Origin of the sequence: Streptomyces sp. NBC_00425, from assembly GCF_036030735.1 — a bacterium.
In the GTDB taxonomy this organism is placed as follows: Bacteria; Actinomycetota; Actinomycetes; order Streptomycetales; family Streptomycetaceae; genus Streptomyces.
Map to the genome: position 1 here is coordinate 8,185,215 of NZ_CP107928.1, position 20,266 is coordinate 8,205,480.

Consider the following 20,266-nt stretch of genomic DNA (forward strand, 5'->3'; position numbering starts at 1 on the left):
GGGGACCGCGGACGCGCGCCGCGGTCCCCCGGCACAATGAGAACGTGAACGACCAGGTGAGCCGGCAGGCGAACGACGACCCCGTACCCGTGTCCCGAGCCGTCGACCACGGCGTCGCCAAGCTGATGCCCGACGTCGACCGGGACCGGGCCTGGCTGCTGACGGTCGACGGCGCCCCGCAGTCGTACGTCGACCTCGACGAGCCGGCCCACCTGGAGTTCGAGTACGCGCGCCGGCTCGGCCACGTCCTGGACACCGTCGCCGAGCCGGGGCGGCCGCTGGACGCGCTGCATCTCGGCGGCGGCGCGCTCACTCTGCCCCGGTACCTGGCCGCCACCCGGCCGGGCTCCCGGCAGGACGTCGTCGAGTTCGACCACGGCCTGCTGGACCTGGTCGCCGAGTGCCTGCCCCTGCCTGTGGGGGCGGGCATCGCCCTGCACGCCGAGGACGCGCGGGCCTGGCTGGAGGCGGCGCCCGACGACTCCGCCGACGTACTCGTGGCCGACGTCTTCGGCGGCTCACGGGTCCCCGCCGCACTCACGTCCCTCGCCTACGCCCGGCAGGCCGGACGGGTCCTGCGCGGTGACGGCGTCTACCTCGCGAACCTCGCGGACTCGGCGCCGTTCGGCTTTCTGCGCTCCCAGCTCGCCAACCTGGCGGCGGTGTTCGAGGAGCTGGTGCTCATCGCGGAGCCGGCCGTGCTGCGCGGCCGCCGGTTCGGCAACGCGGTGCTCGCCGCCGCGCACCGACCCCTCGACGTGACCGCCCTGGCCCGCCGCACGGCCTCCGACGCGTTCCCGGCCAGGGTCGAGCACGGCTTCGGCCTGCGCCGCTTCATCGGGGACGCGCACCCGGTGCGGGACGAGGACGCCGTCCCCTCGCCCGAGCCGCCCGAGGGCGCGTTCGGCATCGGCTGACCGGCGCCCCTCGCCCGACCCCGCCCGCCACCCGCGCCCTCACCGTCCACGGCCGTGGCCGCCACTGGTTGTGCGTGCCTAATTGTGCGTGGGTGTTCCGTGGAGGCGTACGGTGCTGAGGATCTGCATGATCGTGGCCGTCGGGAGCTCGTCCTTCACGCCCTTGGCCCCGTAGAGGTTCACTGACACGAAGTCGCCGGTGGAGTTCTTGAAGCCGAACGTGATCGCCTTGCCGTCGCTGTCGCACTTCCCCTTCTGGGGCGTGTTCGTCGACCGGGCCCAGGCGTAACTGCCCTTGATGCCCGAGGCGGTGGTGAAGGCGGTGGCCTTCTTGTCGAAGGTGAGGCTCTTCTTGTCCGGCTCGGTGTAGCCGCCGAACACCCACCAGGCGGGCGTGTTGATCGCGATCTCGTCGGTGGTCTTGGCGCCCTCGGCGCCCTTGGAGCCGACCACGGCCAGCGCGGTGTCCTCGGTCTTGCCGTCCTTGTCGGAGTCCGTGGAGCACCACTTCGACTTGAGCTCGGCCGTGCCCCCCTGAAGGATCCGGTCGTAGCCGTCGGACTTCTTCTTGTCCTCCCACTCGAAGCCCTGGCTCAGGCCCGGCGACTGGACCTCCCAGTCCGCCGGCACGTCGTAGGCGAGGCCCCACTTGGGGTTCACGACGACCTTCCAGCCGGCGACGGTCGGCTTCTCGGTCTCGTTGCCCCGCGGGTTGTCGTCCGTGCCGGACGAGTCGGAGGCCGAGGCGGAGACGGAGGCCTTGGGGCTCGGGCTGTCCTTGCTCGCGTCGGTCTTCTCGTCGTCGCCGCCGCCCAGCACGAGGAAGCCGGTGACTCCGGCGGCCACGACGACGGCGGAGGCCGCGACGATGGCGACCAGCTTCGTCCGGTTGCCCCCGCCCCCGGTCCCGCCGCTGCCGCCGGGCGGCGGGGACACCACCGTCGGCGCCGGAGCGCCCCACTGCGGCTGCTGGGCATAGGGGTTGGGCTGCTGCTGGTAGCCGGGCTGCTGATACGGATTCGGCTGCTGGTATCCCGGCTGCTGGTACGGGTTGTTCTGCGCCTGCGGGTTCTGCTCTCCCCCGGGGGGCTGCTGTCCTGGCCACATGGCCAGAAACCCTAGTGCCGTGCAGGACACGATTCGGTCACCGCCCCTTGTCAGGGACGTACCGAATCGGGGCGCCGCCGGCCGGAACACGCGGACAGTGTCCGTGACCTCCCGGATTGCGGCGACGGCCGCTCGCGTCCCGGCCGTGCGCGGATGTCGTCCACATCACCGGGGATCGGGGTGCGGGGCTCGTCACACCGGTCTGGCCAGCCGAAGCTACTCACAGGTAACCTCCAGGTATGAGCGCAGACCAGATGTCCGTCGGCGAGATGCTCGCCGCCACCGTGCCGATGGCCCGGACCCTCCACCTCGAGTTCCTGGAGACCGGTCCGGAGAAGGCCGTGGTCGCCCTTCCGGACCAGGGCGAGTTCCACAACCACGTGGGCGGCCCGCACGCCGGGGCGATGTTCACGCTCGGCGAGTCCGCCAGCGGCGCGATCGTCCTGGCCGCGTTCGGCGACCAGCTCTCCCGTGCGGTGCCGCTCGCCGTCGGCGCCGAGATCGCCTACCGCAAGCTCGCCATGGGCCCGGTCACCGCCACCGCCACGCTGGGCCGTCCGGCCGCCGAGGTGGTCGCGGAACTCGACGCCGGGGAGCGTCCCGAGTTCCCGGTCGCCATCGAGATCCGCCGTGCCGACGGGGCCGTCACCGGCGAGATGACCGTGATCTGGACCCTGCGTCCCAACGGCTGAGCCGGCTTCTCCTGCCGGCGGCGGCCGTCGGCGCCGCGTCCTGCGGGCGCGGCGTCATGGGCGACGACGTCAAGCCGCCGACCGCTGCGCCGCGTCCGGCCGCGCCGGCTCCCGCTCCTGTCCCCGTTCCCGCTCCTGTCCGCGTTCCTGCCCCTGCACCTGTGCCCGCACCTGCTCCGGTCCCTGTGGCCGCTGTTGTTCCTGCTCCCGTGCGGTGTCACCGGAGTCCAGGGCCGCCACGAACTCCCTGAGCCAGGCCGTGAACTCCGGTCCCAGGTCGGGCCGGTCGCAGGCGAGGCGGACCACCGTGCGCAGATAGTCGGCCTTGTCTCCGGTGTCGTAACGGCGGCCCGAGAAGACCACGCCGTGCACCGTGCCGCCCGCCGCGAGTTCCTGGAGGGCGTCGGTCAGCTGGATCTCACCGCCGCGGCCCGGTCCGGTGCGCTCCAGGACCTCGAACACGGCCGGGTCGAGGACATACCGCCCGATCACCGCGTACCGGCTCGGCGCGTCCTCGCGTGCGGGTTTCTCCACCAGCCCGGTGACGCGTACGACCCCGTCCTCGCCGGAGGGCTCCACTGCCGCGCAGCCGTAGAGGTGGACCTGCTCCGGCGGGACCTCCATGAGGGCGACCACGCTGCCGGCGTACCGGTCGCGGACCTCGAGCATCCTGCTGAGCAGGGTCTCGCGCGGGTCGATGAGGTCGTCGCCGAGCAGCACGGCGAAGGGCTGGTCGCCCACGTGGTTGCGGGCGCAGAGCACCGCGTGGCCCAGGCCCAGCGGGTCGCCCTGCCGGATGTGGTGGATGTCGGCGAGCCGGGCCGGGTCGCGCACGGCGTCCAGGCGCACGGTGTCGCCCTTCGCGGCGAGCGCCTGCTCCAGTTCGAAGGCGTGGTCGAAGTGGTCCTCGATGGCCCGCTTGTGCCGTCCCGTGACCATCAGCACGTCGTCCAGACCGGCGGCGGCCGCCTCCTCGACGACGTACTGGATGGCCGGCTTGTCGACGACCGGGAGCATCTCCTTCGGGGTCGCCTTGGTGGCGGGAAGGAACCGGGTACCGAGACCGGCGGCGGGGACGACCGCTTTGCGGACGCTGGGTGCGGGGCGGGGGGTGCTCATGCCGATCATGCTGACCGACGGTGATGGGAGTACGCCGAGAGCCGCCTCGGAGATTCCTGTGGACCGGCCGCGCCGGCTGCCCGGGCGAAGCGCAGGGCCGCCGCGAGGGGCCCGGGGCCGAAGATTTCGTGCGCCATCCTGCTTTTCGCGGGCGCAAGTTGAGCCCGGCCGTCCGGTGCGGTTTCGAAAACGGGTGCGGATACCGCCGGTAACTTATCTGAAATTCCCACGCTTTGAACTTGGGTCACCCGAACTCCTTGTTTCCTGTGAGGCGCGTGTGCGAAGGTGAGCCTCCCCTTACGGAAGGGTCGGATCCGGCCAACGTGCCTGGTCAGGCCAAAGGTACGCACCAATCAGGCACCTGCTTTCCGGCGACGTCCTATTCCGTGCCGTTCGTCGGCTTGGAAGGAATTGGTTCCGTGCAATCCCCCAACCCCCCACGCCCGCCCCACCCGCCCCGACCCGGCTGGACCCCCGGGGATTCCGACCCCCAGCTCGTCGCCCGACTGGCCGGCGGCGACGAGGGACGGCACCGCGCGATCGCCCTGCTGTTCGCCCGTCACTGGCGGGCGGCCCACGACTACGCGACCGTCTGTCTGGCCGGCACCGAGGACACGGCGCGCCTGGTGGCGGCCGCCGCGTTCCACGAGGTCCTCGGCCGCCTCGCGGGCGGGAGCACCGGAGGCGCCCTGCGTCCGCAGCTCCTCGTCGCCGTCCGGGAGACGGTCAGGGAATGGGCCGGCGCCGAGGGGGTTTCGGCCGTTCTGCCGGAGCTGCGGAAGACCGTCGGCGGCCGTGGACTGCGGGCCGCGCGACCGGTGACCGCGGAAAGGCGGCAACTCGCCGAACGCGCTTTCCAGTTGCTCCCGTCAGCCTCCCAATGCCTGTTGTGGCACACGGAGGTGGAGTCGGATCCCATAACCGTACCGGCTGGTCTGTCGGGCATGGATGCCGTGACCGCGGCGGCCGTCCTGGAACAGGCGCGGGAACAATTCCGGGCGGCCTGCGTACGCGCCCACCGGGAACTCGCGCCGACCAGCGAATGCCGCTTCCACAACCGTCTCCTCGACGTTCCCCTGCGCCGCGGCGGAACCCTGCTGCCGGATGTCCGCCGGCATCTCGCGCACTGCCGTTTCTGCCGGCACGCCGCCGAGCAGCTCAGCCACTTCGACGGCGGACTGGACGTCCTGCTCGCCGAGACCGTGCTCGGCTGGGGCGCGCTGCGCTACCTCGAGTCGCGCCCCGCCCGTGCGGCCGCCGCCGGCGCCGCTCCCCGGCCCGCCCCCGTGCGTCCCCACGCCGGCGCCGGTCGCCACCGCACCACCTCGGCCGGCCTGCTGGCCCTGCCGGGCAGGCGGCCCACGGCCGCGCTCGTGGGCGCCGGGCTCACCGCTCTCGTGCTGGTCGCGACCGTGTTCGTGGCCAAGGGCTGGACGGACGACACCGGCGTGCCCGCCCCCGGGGCCACCTGGGGCGCACCGGCCGGTGGCATCAGCGCCCCGGGGACCGTCGCGCAGGGCGGATCGAAGGGTTCGGGCAGCCGCTCGTCCTCCGCCTTTCCGTCGGCCGCGTCCGCCTCCCGGTCCACCGAGATCGCCCGCGGCAGGCTGCGCAGCCCGGACACCGAACTCTGCCTCGACGTCCAGGGCGGCCGGGCGGCGCCCGGAGCGGCGATCGTCCTCACGTCGTGCTCACCGGCCGCGACCCAGCGGTGGTCGTACGAGGAGGACGGTCTGCTGCGCAGCTCGGCCGACCCGACGCTCTGCCTGACCGCCGACCCGCACCGCCGCACGACCGCCCTGGCCGGCTGTCTGGTGCACTCCGGCGAGACGTTCTTCGACCTGACCGTCCGCGGCGAGCTCCTGCTGCGCAGGAACGACGCTCTCGTGGTCGCCCGCGACGCCGACGGCTCGGGCCGGACCCTGGCCGTCGCCCCACGGGACGGTTCCGCGGGACAGCGCTGGCTGTTCGACACGGCCGCCCCGACGGCGGGGCAGCCCGGCCCGCAGGCCCGCGGCTCGGCGGAGCCGCCCGACCCGAAGACCGTGGCGCCGCCGGCCGCGCCCGCCCCGCGCGACGCCGCACCCGTCGCCCCCGACGGAGCTCCGACACCAGCCGAACCGACCCCGTCGGCCCCGCAGTTCCATACGAAGATCGTCCAGGTGGACTGCTGCGACTCGACCGGCGACCCGGGCGACCCAGGCGCCTCGGATGCCGCGAACGGTTCGGACGCCCCGGGCATCCCTGGCATCCCTGGCATCCCTGGCACCCCGGGTGCCCCGGGTGCCCCGGGTGCCCCGGACGGCCCCAGCGGCCGGCCGGCCCACGCCGTGCCGCTCAAGGCTCTTCCCGTCCCGCACGGCGCGAAGCGGGTGCCGGGCGCCGCCGTCGCCGTCTCCGTCGTGGCGAGGGCCGTGGGCCACTGAGCGGAGGCGGACGCGAGGACCGAGAGGGACGGGAGCCGGCCGCGGGCCGGGCTGCGGGGAGCGGCGAGCGGGGAGCAGACCGATCCGCAGCGCCGGACTCCGCAGCGTCGATCGCGGGGGAGTCGGGCCGGTCGCGGCGGAGTCGGGCCGGTCGCCCGCACGGCCGCGGGTGACCGTCCTCGACCGCCGTCCTCGTCCGCCCGGGCAGGCCTGTCGACCGCCTTCCGCGTCCCGGATACGGGGGAGGCGCCGCGGCGCAGCACCGGACGGCTCCGGACCCGGCCGACCCGGTAGGCTTCCCGGGGACGCGCAAGCCCAGGGACGTCGAACGGGAGGAACTCGCGGTGCACGTGCAGGAATGGCTCGACTCGGTGCCCGCGATCGCCGTCTACGCGATGGTGGGCCTGGTCATCGGCCTCGAGAGTCTCGGCATCCCGCTGCCCGGCGAGATCATCCTGGTCTCGGCCGCGCTGCTGTCCTCCCAGCACGGCGGCATCAACCCCGTCGTGCTCGGCGCGTGCGCCACCGCCGGGGCCGTCATCGGCGACTCCATCGGCTACGCGATCGGCCGCAAGGGCGGACGTCCGCTGCTGGCCTGGCTCGGCGACAAGTTCCCCCGGCACTTCAGCGAGGGGCACATCGCAACCGCCGAGCGGTCCTTCGAGAAGTGGGGCATGTGGGCGGTCTTCTTCGGCCGCTTCGTCGCCCTGCTGCGCATCTTCGCCGGACCGCTCGCCGGCGTCCTGCACATGCCGTACTGGAAGTTCCTCGTCGCCAACGTCCTCGGCGGCATCGCGTGGGCGGGCGGCACGACCGCGGTCATCTACTACGTGGGCGTCGTCGCGGAGTCCTGGCTGAAGCGGTTCTCCTGGCTGGGGCTGGTGCTCGCGGTGCTGATCGGCCTGACCTCGATGCTGGTGCTCAAGCGCAAGGCCAGGAAGATGCAGGCGGCGCGGCCCGAGTCCGCGTCCGAGCCGGAGCCGGTGACCGCCGGGGAGTGACGGCCCCTCTCGCACGAGCCCCGGGGCGCGGGGCGCCGGGCCCGCGGACTACTCGTGGATCGCGTCGTGCGCCTTGGCCAGGTCCGCGTACAACGTGCCGTTCAGCGTGACCCCTTGACGCTCCTCTTCCGTCAACTCCCGCTTCACCTTGGCCGGCACGCCCGCCACCAGCGAACCCGGCGGGACCTGCATTCCCTGCGGCACCAGCGCCTGCGCGGCGATCAGCGAACCCGCCCCGATCACGGCCCCGTTGAGCACCGTGGCGCCCATCCCGACGAGGCAGTCGTCCCCGACGGTCGCCCCGTGCACGACGGCGTTGTGGCCTACCGAGACCCGCTCGCCGATGGTCACGGGAAATCCGGGGTCGGCGTGCAGCGTCACATTGTCCTGGACGTTCGCGTCCCGGCGCACGGTGATCCGCTCGACGTCGCCGCGCACCACCGCCCCGTACCAGACGCTCGCGCCCGCCTCCAGCGTCACGTCGCCGATCACCGAGGCCGTCGGCGCCACGAACGCCTCCGGGTCGACCTGGGGTTCCCTGCCGCCGATGCCCACGATCAGCGCCCTGTGCGTCATCACCGTCTCCTCGCGTCCGTCGTCTCCGCGCACCGTACGCCACCCGGTGGGGCGAAGATCACAGGGCTGCGGTTCCGTGGCCCCGGCGCCCGCTGAGTACGGTGAGCGGGTGCCGAAGCGCAAGAACACGTTCTCATCATGGCGGCGCCGCCTCGTGCAGCGTGCCGTCCACGCGGGCTGGGCCTGGGTGCAGCGCACGGGCTCCGTCACCGCCGAGCGCCCCGGACGCTTCCGCTTCGGCTCGATGGGCGCGGGCACCCGGCTCGCCTTCCCGCTCGGCACGGTGTTCGGTGAGCCGTGGATTCACCTGGGGGCGCACTGCATCGTCGGCGAGCAGGTCACCCTGACCGCCGGTCTGATGCCCGACCTCGATCTCGGACCCGATCCGATCCTGCGTCTCGGCGACGGCGTGGTCCTCGGCCGGGGCAGTCACGTCATCGCCGACACCACCGTCACCATCGGCAGCGACTGCTACTTCGGCCCGTACGTGTACGTCACGTCCACGAACCACTCCTACGACGACCCGCACGAGCCGATCGGCAAGCAGTGGCCGCGGATGGAGCCCGTGGAGATCGGCCCCGGCTGCTGGATCGGCACGGGCGCGGTGATCCTGCCGGGTGCGCGGATCGGCCGCAACGTCGTGGTGGCGGCCGGGGCGGTGGTGCGCGGCCCGGTTCCCGACCACTCGGTGGTCGCGGGTGCGCCCGCCCGGGTCGTACGGCGCTGGACGCCCGCCGACGGCTGGCAGCCGCCGCTGCGCACCCCGCCCCCGGTGCCGATACCGGACGACGTGACCCCGGACCAGCTGGTCGCGCTGTCGGAGCTGGACGAGGAGACGGTGGAACGCCTGGCCCAGCTGGAGCCCGAGAGCTGAACCGGAGTGCGGGGGCCGGCCGGGGCGGGCGGCTCAGCCGGTCGCCAGCAGCAGCGTGCCCACCAGGGCCAGTCCCGCGCCGGCCGCCTGGAGCCCGCGGAGCCGTTCGCGCAGCAGGCCGCGCGCGGCGAGGGCCGTGACGACGGGGTAGAGGGAGGCGAGCACGGCGGCCACGGTGACCGGCCCGTGCTGGGCGGCGACGACGTAGGTGCCGTTCGCCGCGACGTCGGCGAGGCCGACGAAGGCCAGGGCCGGCAGCGAGCGCCACGGGAAACCGCCGTCCGGGAGGGCGGCGGCGCCTCGCCGCGCGGAGACGTACAGTGCGAGACCGCCGACGGCCACGCTGACCGCGCGCTGGACGAAGAGGGCGAGGAACAGGCCCGTCACCGTGGTCGACGCCTCCGCGATCAGGGCGAACACCGTGCCGAAGCCGAAGGCCGCGACGAGCGTGAGCAGGATGGCCCGCCGTTGCACGGGCGCGCCCCGCAGCTGCGGTCCGCCCGCGAGGACGACCCCGAGGACGGCGACCGCGATCCCCGCGATCTGCAGCAGTCCGGGCCGCTCGCCGAGGAACAGGCCCACGCCGACGGGGACGGCCACGCCCACCGTGCCGAGCGGGGAGACCATCCCCATGGGGCCGAGCGCCAGCGCCTTGTAGAAGCAGAGCAGCGCCACCGGGCCCACCGTCCCGGCGGCGGCCGCGAACCACAACAGGGGACCGGCCTCGCTCCAGCCGCCGGTGACGACCACGATCGCGCCGAGGACCGCCGCCGCGATCGCCTGCGAGACGACGACCACCGTCAGCGCCGGGGTGCGCCGGGTCAGCAGGCCGCCGCCGAAGTCGGCCAGCCCCCACAGCAGGCTGGTGGCGAGGGCGAAGAGTGCTGTCACGGGTCCCTCGCAGTACAGTTCGGTGGACGATCGGGTACACCACACCGTAGTGCAGTGGAGTGCACCCTGTCATTCAACATATTGCCCTCGTCTTCTGGATGGAATGTGTCGGACCTCGACCTGCTGACCCAGTCCCTGGCGCGCAACGTCAAGCGATGGCGCACCGAGCGCGGATTCACCCTCGACGCGCTCGCGGCCCGCGCCGGCGTCAGCCGCGGCATGCTGATCCAGATCGAACAGGCCCGCACCAACCCCAGCATCGGCACGGTCGTCAAGATCGGCGACGCCCTCGGGATCAGCGTCACCACGCTGCTGGACTACGAACGGGGCCCGAAGGTCCGCATCGTCCCGGCCGACCAGGCGGTGCGGCTGTGGCACACCGACGCGGGCAGCTACAGCCGCCTCCTCGCGGGCGCGGAGGCGCCGGGTCCGCTGGAGATGTGGGACTGGCGACTCATGCCCGGCGAGAGCAGCGGCTCCGACCCGCACCCGGCCGGCACGGTCGAGATCGCCCACGTCACGGCCGGCGAGCTGACGTTGACCGTCGACGGCGCCGAGTACCGCGTCGAGGCGGGGGCGAGCGTCACGTTCGAGGCCAACGCCGCGCACTCCTACGCCAACCGCGGCGAGACGCCGACGGAGATGGTGCTGACCGTGTCGGTGCCCGCGCCCGCGCACTGAGCCGGCGGCCGAACGGCCCGGAACGGGCTGTTAGCGTGCGGCCATGCGCGCACCCATCGGACACTTCGACACCGCCGCCCCGGCCCCCGACCGCCTCGACGAGCTGGCCGGCCCGGTCGCCGACGCCGTCCGTCACTGGAGCGGCAGCGTGCCCGCCGGCCGGATCGTGCACGTCGACACCGATCCCGCGTGGGCGGACACCGCCGTCTTCGGGGAGCACTATGGCCGCGAGCTGCTGGAACAGTCCGCGAACTGCGTCGTGGTGGCCGGCAAACGGGGCGGCGGGACGACGCTCGCCGCGTGCGTGGTCCTGTCCGCCACGCGGGTCGACGTCAACGGTGTCGTGCGCCGCCGACTCGGGGCGCGCAAGGCCTCGTTCGCCCCGATGGACCTGGCGGTGGGCGAGACCGGCATGGAGTACGGCGGGATCACACCGATCGGCCTCCCCTCCTCCTGGCCGGTGCTGGTGGACGCCGCGGTCGTCGACCTGCCCTATGTGCTGGTGGGCAGCGGACGTCGGCGCGGGAAGCTCCTGGTGCCGGGCAAGGCCTTGGCCGAACTGCCGGGCGCGGTGGTTCTCGAGGGGCTGGGACTGCCCGTGGCCTAAGGCCTGCTCGCGGCGGCGTGGTGGGCGAGGGCGCGATGCGGATCCTCCTCGCCCGGCGCCGCCGCGGGATCGGCGTGCACGAGCGCGGCCGTCAGCCGCGGTACGGCGTGCAGCAGGGCGTGTTCGGCGTCCACGGCGATCGCGTGCGCCCGGCGTACCGTCACCTCGCCGTCCACCACGACCGCGACCTCCGCGCGCAGCCGGTGCCCGATCCAGCGCAGCCGCAACTCGCCCACCCCGCGCACCCCTTCGACCTCCCGCAGGGCACGCTCGGCCCGGTCGACCAGCGCCGGGTCGACCGCGTCCAGCACCCGCCGGAACACCTCCCGCGCCGCGTCCCGCAGCACCAGCGCGATCGCCGCGGTGATCGCCAACCCCACGAGCGGGTCGGCCAGTTGCCAGCCGAGAGCCGAACCGGCCGCACCCAGCAGCACCGCGAGCGAGGTGAAGCCGTCGGTGCGCGCGTGCAGCCCGTCGGCGACGAGCGCCGCCGAGCCGATCGCGCGGCCGACGCGGATGCGGTACCGGGCCACCCACTCGTTGCCCGCGAAGCCGGCCAGCGCGGCCACCGCGACCGCCCCGACGTGCTCGACCGGCCGGGGATCGAGCAACCGCTCGACGGCGGTCCACCCGGCGAAGGCCGCCGACGCGGCGATGGTCAGCACGATGGCGATGCCCGCCAGGTCCTCCGCCCGCCCGTAGCCGTAGGTGAAGCGGCGGGTGGCCGCCCGACGGCCCAGCACGAAGGCGATCCCGAGCGGTACCGCGGTCAGGGCGTCCGCGGCGTTGTGCACGGTGTCGCCGAGCAGCGCCACCGACCCGGACAGCGCCACGACGACCGCCTGGGCGACGGCCGTCACGCCCAGCACCGCCAGTGAGGCCCACAGCGCGCGCATGCCCCGGGCCGAGGACTCCAGCGCGGAGTCCAGCTTGTCCGCGCTCTCGTGCGAGTGGGGGGTGAGGAGGTGGCCCAGGCGGTGGCGCAGGCCCGGGGCTGCGGGAGCGTGGTGGTGCGGATGCTCGTGCGCGTGGCCGTGGTGGTGCTCGTGCCCGTGGTGCTCGCTCACGTCGGTCCCTTCCGTTCGCCCGCGGCGGGTGGACGCGGATGTGCCCGCACCGCCATTATGTGCGTATGAGCGCACGCATGCACCTGTCACCTGCGCATCATGCGCACCCGCGCACCCCGGGCGAGGAGCAGTTCGCGCTCGCCGCCGAGCTGCTCGCCCTGCTCGGCGACCGCACCCGGCTCGCCCTGCTGCACGCCCTGACCTCGTCGGAGGCCGACGTGACGACCCTGACGGAGGTCTGTGGGGCGGCCCGGCCCGCGGTCAGCCAGCACCTGGCAAGGCTGCGGCTGGCCGGGCTCGTGCACACCCGCAAGGAGGGCCGCCGGGTGATCTACTCTCTCTCCGACGGCCATCTGCCCCGCCTGCTGGACGAGGCGCTGAACGTCGCCGACCACAGACTCGGCGACAAGCCGCTGCACGAATAAGGACCGCGGCTTTTGCATTCGTTCTCATCGATCTGAGTGCTCCTGGTCGATTCGGTGTGTTTGAGAGTGGCCGCAAGCCCCGGCGTACGGCGTATATCCCGCGTTGATCCAACGTTTTTCGCCGCCCTGCACGATCTTGGCCGTGTGCGCGACGACACGATCTCCGCTCCGGCCGACCTCGGCCGGCGGCCGGAGGCGCTGTCGGCGGTACCTGGAGGCGGATCCTCGGTGCGGTCGAGCGAGGGTCCGCCTCATCTCCTCCCCCCGGTTCCAGGAGCTCCAGAATGACATTAATTTCCAGGCGTCAGAGATATGGCAACTCGGTGCCGACGGATTGGCAAGCCTCGCCTCACGTTCCTCCCCTGGCCCGCAGGCCGGTCCTGATCATCGCTGGTGCCGTAGCGCTTCTACTGATATCGATCAGCAACCGTTTCGGATTTTCCAACGACGAACTGTATTTTCTCGTTGCGGGCCGCCATCTGGATTGGGGTTACCCCGATCAACCCCCGCTCGTGCCCGTGCTGACTCATGTCATGGACGTCCTCTTCGGCGGATCACTGGTCGCGCTGCGGACGCCACCAGCCCTCATGGCCGCGGGCAGCGTAGTGGTCGCGGCGCTCACATCGCGTGAGCTGGGCGGCCGACGCGGCGCCCAGATCCTGACCGCGACCACCTGCGCCCTGGCGCCGATCACCCTCCAGTCCGGACATGCCCTCATCACCACCCCTGTCGACACCTTCCTCGCAGGCGTCTCCTGCTGGCTGCTGGTGCGGTGGATCAGGCTGCGCGACGACCGTCTCCTGCTGGTCCTGGGTGCGGTGGTGGCCATCGAACTGCAGGTCAAGTACCTCGCGGTCACCTTCTGGGGCGCGCTGTTCGCGGCCGCGCTGGTCTTCGGGCCGCGTGAGCTCCTGCGCCGGCCGAAACTCTGGATCGGTACGCTGCTGGTCGTCGCCGTCACGACCCCCTCACTGATCTGGCAGGCCCAGCACGGCTGGCCGCAGATCGCCGTCTCCAAGGCGGTCGCCGACGAAGTCGCCCGAGCGGGACAGGGTGGAGTCCACATGCTGTCCACCCTGTTTTCCTGCGGGGGTTTCCTCGGGCTGCTGCTGCTGCCTCACGGACTGGTTCGGCTGCTCGGATCATCACGTCTCCGCACGTACCGATTCCTCGGCTGGTCCTTCGTCATCATTGTCGTTGTGTACGCGGTCACCGGCGGCCGGGGTTACTACGCCGGCTCTTATCTCATGCTCCCCTGGGCCGCAGCTGTGGTCGATCTCCAGGACAGACCAAAATTCCTGAAGAGGCGCTGGTGGATCGTCACTCCGCTCCTGCTCTTGTCCCTTGCCACGATTTTCGTGATGTTGCCGGTCTACCCCAAGAGTGAATTGGCGAATTCGCCGGACAAGGCATCGATGGCGACGGTGGGCTGGCCGGAAATGGCAGATTCCGTGGCCGAGGTGTATCAGGCGATGCCCTCCGCGGACCGCGGGGCCACGGTAATCCTGACCGACCGCTACGAGCAGGCAGCCGCGCTCGATCGCTACGGGCCGTCCCGAGGACTGCCTCCCGTGTACAGCGGCCACCGCTCCTACTGGTACTTCGGACGACCTGCCGACACGAGCCGCCACGTCATCTTCGTCGGGGCCGACCGTGAGTACCTCGACAAGTTCTTCGGTTCGGTATCCAAAAAGGGCAGGGTGGACAACCGCCTCGGGGTGAACAACCTCAACCAAGGCATGCCCATCTGGCTGTGCGGCGACCCGAAGAAGCCCTGGTCACAACTTTGGCCGGAACTCTACCGCCAGGCCGTGGTCATCGCCCCGGGTAAACACCCCTGAGGGGTGTCCCGTCATCAGGGGGCGGGCGGGGCGGGGCGGTCCGTTCGTAGACGGGCCCGCCAGGTGTGAACCAGCCCGCCTTCTCCCGCACGGCAGTGCTCGGGTCCTTGGCGTGGGACGCCGTCAAGGCGGCAGCGGCGCGTGCATCCGAGTGGGTGAATGTGCCGGCGAGCTCGGCAGCCCTTGCCCGGACGTGCGCGTCCGGGTCTGAAGCCAGGTGGCGTAACGGGGGTTCGCGCACCTGGTCTGGGCCCGGCGCACAGCTGTCTCCCTTGCACCGGTCGCCCGCCAGGGCGTGGAATGCGGCGATCCTGACCCGGGCGTCGGGGTCGCCGGCCATGGCGATGAGTTCTCCCATGGACTCGATGTCGACCGGGTGGTCGAGGAGGCGACAGCAGCCCTCGCGGACAGCCGGATCTCTTCGCGGAGGCCGGCACCGAAGGCGCCCGATGCGTTCTGCCCACGTCGTAGCAGCTCATGGTGGGCCGCAACTTTGCGCTACGGGTCGCCCAGGCACGAGACGGGGAGTTGCTAGCTGTTCTCGGGTCCGGCAACGCCCGGGGGCGCGGCCCGGCCACCGTGGGGGAACATCTTGGCCAGAGTCCCGGTGCGGAACAGCGTGATCTGGGTGATGACCTGGAGCACCAGCCAGGTCGCCGCGTACAGCACACCGTCCAGTGCCGGAACCGCGTCGACGGGCAACGCGAACGCCATGAAGACGCGCACCAGCGCGTCCGCCATCAGCCCCAGACCCCAGAGCCAGGTCATGCCGTGCCAGACGCGCCGGAACCCAGGGTCCGTCTCCCACAGCCGGTCCAGGAGCGCAGTCCGGCCCGGCAGCAGCGACTTGAGCGCGCGGAACGTGAAGGGCTGGGCCGTCGCGAGGGTGACGAGCAGCCAGATCCCGGCGCACGCGGTGACCAGACCACTGCGGGCCAGGACGACGCGCGGATTCGCGGTGATGAGCGAGGCGGCCGTGCCCCCGATCAGGAGAGCGATGACGAACACGCCTATGGCGTCGAGCTTTCGGTGCCGTACGGCGGAGTGAAGCGTGTGCACGGCGGGGGCGGCGCCGCTCAGCAGCAGTGAGGGGATCTCGCTCAGCCCGGCGCCGCGCAGGACGTAGTAGAGGGAGGTGGGGATGACCACGTCGAAGGCGATGGTCACCGCGAGACCCCTGCCGGCCGAGGACGCTTCGGCCTGGGGAGTGGCGCTCTCGCCGTCGGCAGGGGCGGTCGTCGGCTGTTCGGACGGTGTGGGGGGAGTCACGGCGCAGGGCTCCTGGCGTGGGGCGGCCCGGGGGCCGGCGCGGGTGATCACATGGTTGCGCGCAGCGGTTCGACACCTCGGGGAGTTCCTGCCCGCACCGGCCCGGGTCGAAATCCCCGTCGAGCAGCGGGTGGTGCAGGACGCGCTGGATCGCCCTGGACACTTCCCCCAGGGCGATCGCCGGGTTGGCCTTTCCCCTGCCGGTGATCACGACGGGGCGGGGGCCGGGGGCCGGCACGGAACGCAGGGCGCCTCCCGGGATCCCGGGTCCCTACGCTCTTGCAGCGGTCCGCCGCAGTGCGATGACGAGGACCGAGCCCGGGACCAGATGCAGGCACACGAGCACCGCCTTGGCGCCCGCCGTGACACCGAGGCCGAACGGGCCGGCCAAGGACAGGACCAGGACCGTGAGGGCGAGGACCGTCCAGGTGCGATGCGCCCTCGCCGGCGCCCACCGCTCCAGGGCGGCGAGCGAACCCCACGCGGCGAGGCCCGCCGCCACCGACGCAGTCAGGACCGCCGCGGCGCCGACGGACTGTTCGTGGCGGTCCGAACCGCTGTGGACGTCCAGGTGGACGCCCGCCAGCTGCGCACCCACCAACCAGACGACCAGGGCCGCCACGGCGCCGGCCACAACCGCCAGGATCCGCGCTCGTCGGATTCCCGAGGCTCCGGACTCGCCCTCGCGGGACGGATTCGCGGTCACCATGGAGTGCCACTCTCCTCTCAGTACGACGTCCGGCAGGCGGCACCGGGAGGCGAGCAGCTCAGACCGGCCGCCGGAAGACTAGGGGGCCGCTTCGCCCGGTGCCAGCGGCTACGGCGCCCGGACGCCAAGATCAAGGTGAACAACCAGACTTCCCAGGGCCCGCGCCGCCGTGAGCCGAACAGACAGCCCGCCGTCAGCAGTGCTCCGCCGTCCCCAGATACTGTTCGGCGAAGGCGGCGGCCGCGGTGGGCGAGGTGAGCAGGCGGCGCAGCCGGGCGAGGGCCGTGCCCGCGCGGAACGGGTCGCCGGCCGCGGTGCCGTGGTAGACCTCGGACAGCCACTGCGAGAACTCCTGGTAGTCCCACACCCGCCGCAGACACGCCTGTGAGTAGCCGTCCAGGCCGCTGCCGTCGCCGCCGTCGAGGTGGGCGACCAGCGCGTCACCGAGCAGGAACGCGTCGTGCAGCGCCAGGTTCATGCCCTTCGCGGCGATCGGCGCGACCAGGTGGGCCGCGTCACCGGCCAGGAACAGCCGCCCGTACGCCATCGGCTCGACCACGTAGTCGTGCATGTCCAACACGCGTTTCTCGATCAGCGGCCCCTCGGTGAGCGGTACGGCGTCCGCGCCGCCCGCGAGCCGCAGGCGCAGCTCGGACCAGATTCGCTCGTCGGACCAGTCGTCCGGGTCGTCGCCAGGGTGGCACTGGAGGTAGTAGCGGGTCACCTCGGGGCTGCGGGCCATGTGCCCGGCGAAGCCGTTCGGGTGGATGCCGAACAGCACGCAGTCCGAGGACGGCGGCGCCTCGGCGAGCAACGCCAGCCAGCCGACGCCGTAGTCGTGCCGGGCCACCCGTGCGTGCCCCACCGGCAGCGCGGCCCGGCTGATCCCCCGCGCCCCGTCCGCGCCGACGACGAAGTCGCACGTCAGCACCTGCCGCGCAGCCGTGTGCGGGCAGGTGTACGACACCGACGGCCGGGCGGACTCCAGGTCGTGCAGCTCGACGTCCCGCACGGAGAAGCGGGCGTCCCCGCCCCGGATGTCGACGTAGTGGCGGACGAGGTCCGCCACCAGCAACGGCTGCGGGTAGACCCAGTGGTGACGCCCGGTCAGATCGCCGTAGGGGAAGCGGTACCGCTCACCGGCGAAGCGGAACTCGCACACGGTGTGGCGCTGGGCCCGCGCCAACAGGTTGTCGGCGAGCCCCCGTCGCTCCAGCGCCCGCACCGCCCATTCCTCGATCACCCCGGCCCGCGGCCGCGCCTCGATGGACGCACGGCTCTCCGACTCGAGGACGACGCAGTCGACACCCGCGGCACGAAGGATGTTCCCGACGGTCAGCCCCGCGGGGCCCGCGCCGACGACGACTACCCGCGTCCGTTGCGAGAGAGGGGAGTTGGTGGTCACCCGCACATTATGTGCCGGGGCGGGCCCGCGCGGAGTCAGCCGAGACGGGGGATCTCGATGGCCGGGCAGCGGTCCATGACCATGTCCAGCCCGGCCGCCCGCGTGCGCTCGTAGGCCGCCTCGTCGACGACGCCGAGCTGGAACCACACCGCCCTCGCGCCCTCGGCCACCGCCTCGTCGGCGACGGCCCCCGCGAGCTCGCTGTTGACGAAGACGTCGACGACGTCCACGTCGAAGGGGATGTCCGCGAGGGACGCGTACCCCTGCTCCCCGTGCACGGTCTCCGCCTTCGGATGGACGGGCACCACCCGCTTGCCGAAGCGTTGCAGCACCTCGGCGACCCCGTAGGCCGCGCGGCTGCGGTTCGTCGACAGGCCGACCACGGCCCAGGTGTCACCGAGCCCGGTCAGGATCTTGCGGATCGTCGCCTCGTCGCCGTACACCGTCGGCCTCCTCTGGGTCAGGGTCGTCCACAGCCTGGCCCCCGCTGCAACACCGCACGGCGCACCTTGATTCCGGCTCCTGCCTGCGCATCGCGCTCCGCCCGCCTAGGCTCGCCCTGTGCTGAGCATCATCGACGCCCGAACCGGCGAGCCCGTCGCCGCCGCCTCCGTCCGGCGGGGCCCGACCCGGGTCGAGGCGCATGCCTGCGGGTACGGCGCGGCGTCGCTGCGCGTCCTGCTCGTCGCGGACCTGCTCGTCCGCGCCCTGGAGATGGGCGGCACGCCCGCGTGGGCCCTGCTGAGCGACCGGACGAGCGACCGCGCGGAACTGCGCGCCGGCGCCGCAGCCCTGGGCATGCACCCCTTCGAGGACGGCCACGACGCCACCGCGGGAACGGGCGCGGCGCAGGTGTTGCACGTGGTCGGGGCGCAGGGCCCGGCCACGGACGGCGTACGGGTCGCCGTCGCTCCGGCGGAGGGGGCCGTGCCCGACTGGCGGGGGACGGCCGGAGCCCGCGGCGAACCGGCCGCGGGCGGCGCGGCACCGGACCTCGACCCCGCCGTCCTGCGCCTCGCCCTGCTCGCGGTGGAGCGCAGCGAACCCCTCCGGCTCGACGCGGCCGCACTGGAGGAGGCCCGCGACGCCCTCGCGCGCTGGCGGCGAGCCGTCGCCGAATGGGCGCGACAGCCCTCACGGCCGGTCCCCGACGAGGTGCGCCGGCGGCTGCGCGCCGCGTGGGAGGACGATCTGAACGTGCCCGAGGTATTGCGAGTGCTGCGCTGGACGCAGGACGCCGGGCCGGAGCTGCCGGACGGCGCCCGCTTCGAGACCTACGCCTACGCGGACCGTCTCCTCGGCCTGGAACTCACCCGCGACGTGGGAGCCCCGGAATGAGCGGGCCGGACGGCCTCGCACCGCGTCGTCTGGTCGTACTGCGGCACGCCAAGTCGGCCTGGCCGGCCGGGGTCCCCGACCATGAGCGGCCGCTCGCCCCGCGCGGCCGGAGGGACGCCCCGGCGGCGGGCCGGGCGATCGCCGAGGCCGGCTGCGTCCCCGACCTCGCGCTGTGCTCCACCGCCGTGCGCGCCCGCGGGACCTGGGAGCTGGCGTCCGCGCAGTGGGACGCACCCTCGCCGGTCCGCCTCGACCCCCGGCTGTACGGGGCCGACGTGCCCGAGCTGCTGGACATCGTGCGCGAGACGCCCGCCGGGATCGGAACGCTGCTGCTGGTCGGGCACAACCCCGGCCTGGAGGAACTGGTGCTCGACGTGGCCGGGGGCGGGGAGCCCGCCGCCCTGGACGCGGTGCGGCTGAAGTTCCCCACCTCGGCCCTGGCCGTCCTGACCTGGCGCGGAACCGACTGGCGGTCCCTGGTCCCCGGCGCGGCCCTGCTGGCGTCGGCGACCGTGCCCAGAGGCGACCGCACGCCGTAGCCGCCCCGCCCGGCCCCCTGCGGTCGGGCGTGATCACGGCGGTGCAGCAGGCCGCCGGGCACATCGGCGCCCGCGCCGTGCCCGCGCCGACGGCGACCGGGAGCGCACCGCATAGGCTGGCCGGATGCAGGAGGAGTACCGCACCGTCGCCCGCGCGGGCGTGCACGAGACCGAGGTCAACCGCTCCCGCTTCCTGTGCGCCCTGGCCCCCGCGGCAACCGAGCAGGAGGCCCAGGACTTCATCGCGTCCGTGCGCAAGGAGCACGCCGACGCCACCCACAACTGCTGGGCGTACGTCATCGGCGCCGACGCCGGCGTGCAGAAGGCGAGCGACGACGGCGAGCCCGGCGGCACCGCGGGCGTGCCGATGCTCCAGATGCTGCTGCGGCGCGAGATGCGGTATGTCGCCGCCGTCGTGACCCGCTACTACGGCGGCGTCAAGCTCGGCGCGGGCGGTCTCATCCGGGCGTACGGCGGCGCGGTCGGCGAGGCGCTGGACGTCCTTCCCGTGCGCACCCGTCGCCGGTTCCGCCTGGCCACGGTGACCGTCGACCACCAGCGGGCCGGCAAGGTCCACAACGACCTCCACTCGACCGGACGCGACGTGCGCGAGGTCACCTACGGCGAGGCCGTCACCATCGAGATCGGTCTTCCGGAGGCCGAGGTGGACGCCTTCCGGGCCTGGCTGGCCGACGCCACGGCGGGCACGGCCGGGTTCGAGCTGGGCGGGGAGTCGTACGGGGACGCGTGACGAGTCGGACACACGCACGGGCGCGATGTCC

21 protein-coding genes are annotated in these 20,266 nt (G+C 73.0%); 12 read left to right on the forward strand and 9 right to left on the reverse strand.

Features of this window, described 5'->3' with window-relative positions; genetic code table 11:
• Positions 1–125: 125 nt before the first annotated feature.
• Positions 126–917 carry a spermidine synthase gene (locus tag OHS82_RS36050; protein WP_057580920.1) on the forward strand — a complete coding sequence of 264 codons (792 nt, stop codon included), beginning with the start codon at positions 126–128 and terminating at the stop codon, positions 915–917.
• Positions 918–995: 78 nt separating this feature from the next.
• Here OHS82_RS36050 and OHS82_RS36055 read toward each other — a convergent pair whose 3' ends face one another.
• Positions 996–2,024 (reverse strand): hypothetical protein, encoded by a 1,029-nt coding sequence (locus OHS82_RS36055; protein WP_057580653.1) that lies wholly within the window; start codon positions 2,022–2,024, stop codon positions 996–998.
• Between the two features lie 254 nt (positions 2,025–2,278).
• Here OHS82_RS36055 and OHS82_RS36060 point away from each other — a divergent pair, with 254 nt between their 5' ends.
• Positions 2,279–2,716, forward strand: coding sequence for a DUF4442 domain-containing protein (locus tag OHS82_RS36060; protein WP_057580654.1), 438 nt, complete (start codon positions 2,279–2,281; stop codon positions 2,714–2,716).
• Positions 2,717–2,785: 69 nt separating this feature from the next.
• Here OHS82_RS36060 and galU read toward each other — a convergent pair whose 3' ends face one another.
• Positions 2,786–3,835: a UTP--glucose-1-phosphate uridylyltransferase GalU gene (gene galU / locus OHS82_RS36065; RefSeq protein ID WP_242433219.1), complete on the reverse strand. Its 1,050-nt coding sequence runs from the start codon at positions 3,833–3,835 to the stop codon at positions 2,786–2,788.
• Between the two features lie 419 nt (positions 3,836–4,254).
• On the opposite strand from galU, the gene OHS82_RS36070 reads away from it, so the two are divergent.
• Together OHS82_RS36070 and OHS82_RS36075 are read left to right on the forward strand one after the other, a co-directional pair.
• Positions 4,255–6,261 (forward strand): RICIN domain-containing protein, encoded by a 2,007-nt coding sequence (locus tag OHS82_RS36070; RefSeq protein WP_328435292.1) that lies wholly within the window; start codon positions 4,255–4,257, stop codon positions 6,259–6,261.
• A gap of 344 nt (positions 6,262–6,605) precedes the next feature.
• Entirely contained in the window at positions 6,606–7,262 is a 657-nt protein-coding gene (locus OHS82_RS36075) for a DedA family protein (RefSeq protein ID WP_057580658.1), read from the forward strand.
• 48 nt (positions 7,263–7,310) lie between these two features.
• Here the strand turns inward: OHS82_RS36075 and OHS82_RS36080 are convergent, their stop codons facing one another.
• A complete protein-coding gene (locus OHS82_RS36080) occupies positions 7,311–7,838 on the reverse strand; it encodes a gamma carbonic anhydrase family protein (RefSeq protein WP_057580661.1) in 528 nt (175 codons plus the stop codon).
• Positions 7,839–7,947: 109 nt separating this feature from the next.
• On the opposite strand from OHS82_RS36080, the gene OHS82_RS36085 reads away from it, so the two are divergent.
• On the forward strand, positions 7,948–8,712 hold the full coding sequence (locus OHS82_RS36085; protein WP_057580662.1) for an acyltransferase: 765 nt from the start codon (positions 7,948–7,950) through the stop codon (positions 8,710–8,712).
• A gap of 33 nt (positions 8,713–8,745) precedes the next feature.
• On the opposite strand, the gene OHS82_RS36090 is transcribed toward OHS82_RS36085, so the two are convergent.
• Complete coding sequence (locus OHS82_RS36090) at positions 8,746–9,603, reverse strand: DMT family transporter (protein ID WP_328435293.1); 858 nt, start codon at positions 9,601–9,603, stop codon at positions 8,746–8,748.
• Positions 9,604–9,708: 105 nt separating this feature from the next.
• Here OHS82_RS36090 and OHS82_RS36095 point away from each other — a divergent pair, with 105 nt between their 5' ends.
• Positions 9,709–10,284, forward strand: coding sequence for a helix-turn-helix domain-containing protein (locus OHS82_RS36095; protein ID WP_328435294.1), 576 nt, complete (start codon positions 9,709–9,711; stop codon positions 10,282–10,284).
• 43 nt (positions 10,285–10,327) lie between these two features.
• On the forward strand, positions 10,328–10,891 hold the full coding sequence (locus tag OHS82_RS36100) for a YbaK/EbsC family protein (RefSeq protein WP_328435295.1): 564 nt from the start codon (positions 10,328–10,330) through the stop codon (positions 10,889–10,891).
• On the opposite strand, the gene OHS82_RS36105 is transcribed toward OHS82_RS36100, so the two are convergent.
• Entirely contained in the window at positions 10,888–11,958 is a 1,071-nt protein-coding gene (locus OHS82_RS36105; protein WP_328435297.1) for a cation diffusion facilitator family transporter, read from the reverse strand. The genes OHS82_RS36100 and OHS82_RS36105 overlap by 4 nt on opposite strands.
• A 65-nt stretch (positions 11,959–12,023) precedes the next feature.
• Here OHS82_RS36105 and OHS82_RS36110 point away from each other — a divergent pair, with 65 nt between their 5' ends.
• Positions 12,024–12,383: an ArsR/SmtB family transcription factor gene (locus OHS82_RS36110; RefSeq protein WP_057580670.1), complete on the forward strand. Its 360-nt coding sequence runs from the start codon at positions 12,024–12,026 to the stop codon at positions 12,381–12,383.
• Between the two features lie 323 nt (positions 12,384–12,706).
• Entirely contained in the window at positions 12,707–14,224 is a 1,518-nt protein-coding gene (locus tag OHS82_RS36115) for an ArnT family glycosyltransferase (RefSeq protein ID WP_328435300.1), read from the forward strand.
• A 531-nt stretch (positions 14,225–14,755) separates the two neighbouring features.
• Here OHS82_RS36115 and OHS82_RS36120 read toward each other — a convergent pair.
• From OHS82_RS36120 to OHS82_RS36135, 4 genes are all read right to left on the reverse strand, one after another.
• Positions 14,756–15,493, reverse strand: a complete 738-nt coding sequence (locus OHS82_RS36120) for a VC0807 family protein (RefSeq protein WP_328435302.1) — start codon at positions 15,491–15,493, stop codon at positions 14,756–14,758.
• A gap of 271 nt (positions 15,494–15,764) precedes the next feature.
• Positions 15,765–16,202, reverse strand: a complete 438-nt coding sequence (locus OHS82_RS36125; RefSeq protein WP_057580673.1) for a DUF6069 family protein — start codon at positions 16,200–16,202, stop codon at positions 15,765–15,767.
• A gap of 193 nt (positions 16,203–16,395) precedes the next feature.
• Positions 16,396–17,607: a 4-hydroxybenzoate 3-monooxygenase gene (locus tag OHS82_RS36130; RefSeq protein WP_079041386.1), complete on the reverse strand. Its 1,212-nt coding sequence runs from the start codon at positions 17,605–17,607 to the stop codon at positions 16,396–16,398.
• Between the two features lie 35 nt (positions 17,608–17,642).
• Positions 17,643–18,050 (reverse strand): CoA-binding protein, encoded by a 408-nt coding sequence (locus OHS82_RS36135; RefSeq protein ID WP_328435305.1) that lies wholly within the window; start codon positions 18,048–18,050, stop codon positions 17,643–17,645.
• A gap of 118 nt (positions 18,051–18,168) precedes the next feature.
• Here OHS82_RS36135 and OHS82_RS36140 point away from each other — a divergent pair, with 118 nt between their 5' ends.
• The 3 genes from OHS82_RS36140 (at position 18,169) to OHS82_RS36150 (ending at position 20,235) form a co-directional block, all read left to right on the forward strand.
• Positions 18,169–18,945 carry a hypothetical protein gene (locus OHS82_RS36140; protein WP_328435307.1) on the forward strand — a complete coding sequence of 259 codons (777 nt, stop codon included), beginning with the start codon at positions 18,169–18,171 and terminating at the stop codon, positions 18,943–18,945.
• Positions 18,942–19,484, forward strand: coding sequence for a SixA phosphatase family protein (locus tag OHS82_RS36145; protein WP_328435309.1), 543 nt, complete (start codon positions 18,942–18,944; stop codon positions 19,482–19,484). Before OHS82_RS36140 ends, OHS82_RS36145 begins: the two co-directional genes overlap by 4 nt.
• 124 nt (positions 19,485–19,608) lie before the next feature.
• On the forward strand, positions 19,609–20,235 hold the full coding sequence (locus tag OHS82_RS36150) for a YigZ family protein (RefSeq protein ID WP_057580683.1): 627 nt from the start codon (positions 19,609–19,611) through the stop codon (positions 20,233–20,235).
• Positions 20,236–20,266: the final 31 nt, after the last annotated feature.

Excerpts from the sequence above, each read along its gene's own strand:
- galU (WP_242433219.1), bottom strand. The coding sequence starts at position 3,835 with ATGAGCACCCCCCGCCCCGCACCCAGCGTCCGCAAAGCGGTCGTCCCC.
- OHS82_RS36050 (WP_057580920.1), top strand. The coding sequence starts at position 126 with ATGCCCGACGTCGACCGGGACCGGGCCTGGCTGCTGACGGTCGACGGC.
- OHS82_RS36100 (WP_328435295.1), top strand. The coding sequence starts at position 10,328 with ATGCGCGCACCCATCGGACACTTCGACACCGCCGCCCCGGCCCCCGAC.
- OHS82_RS36125 (WP_057580673.1), bottom strand. The coding sequence starts at position 16,202 with ATGGTGACCGCGAATCCGTCCCGCGAGGGCGAGTCCGGAGCCTCGGGA.
- OHS82_RS36080 (WP_057580661.1), bottom strand. The coding sequence starts at position 7,838 with ATGACGCACAGGGCGCTGATCGTGGGCATCGGCGGCAGGGAACCCCAG.
- OHS82_RS36055 (WP_057580653.1), bottom strand. The coding sequence starts at position 2,024 with ATGTGGCCAGGACAGCAGCCCCCCGGGGGAGAGCAGAACCCGCAGGCG.
- OHS82_RS36060 (WP_057580654.1), top strand. The coding sequence starts at position 2,279 with ATGTCCGTCGGCGAGATGCTCGCCGCCACCGTGCCGATGGCCCGGACC.
- OHS82_RS36110 (WP_057580670.1), top strand. The coding sequence starts at position 12,024 with ATGAGCGCACGCATGCACCTGTCACCTGCGCATCATGCGCACCCGCGC.
- OHS82_RS36150 (WP_057580683.1), top strand. The coding sequence starts at position 19,609 with ATGCAGGAGGAGTACCGCACCGTCGCCCGCGCGGGCGTGCACGAGACC.
- OHS82_RS36145 (WP_328435309.1), top strand. The coding sequence starts at position 18,942 with ATGAGCGGGCCGGACGGCCTCGCACCGCGTCGTCTGGTCGTACTGCGG.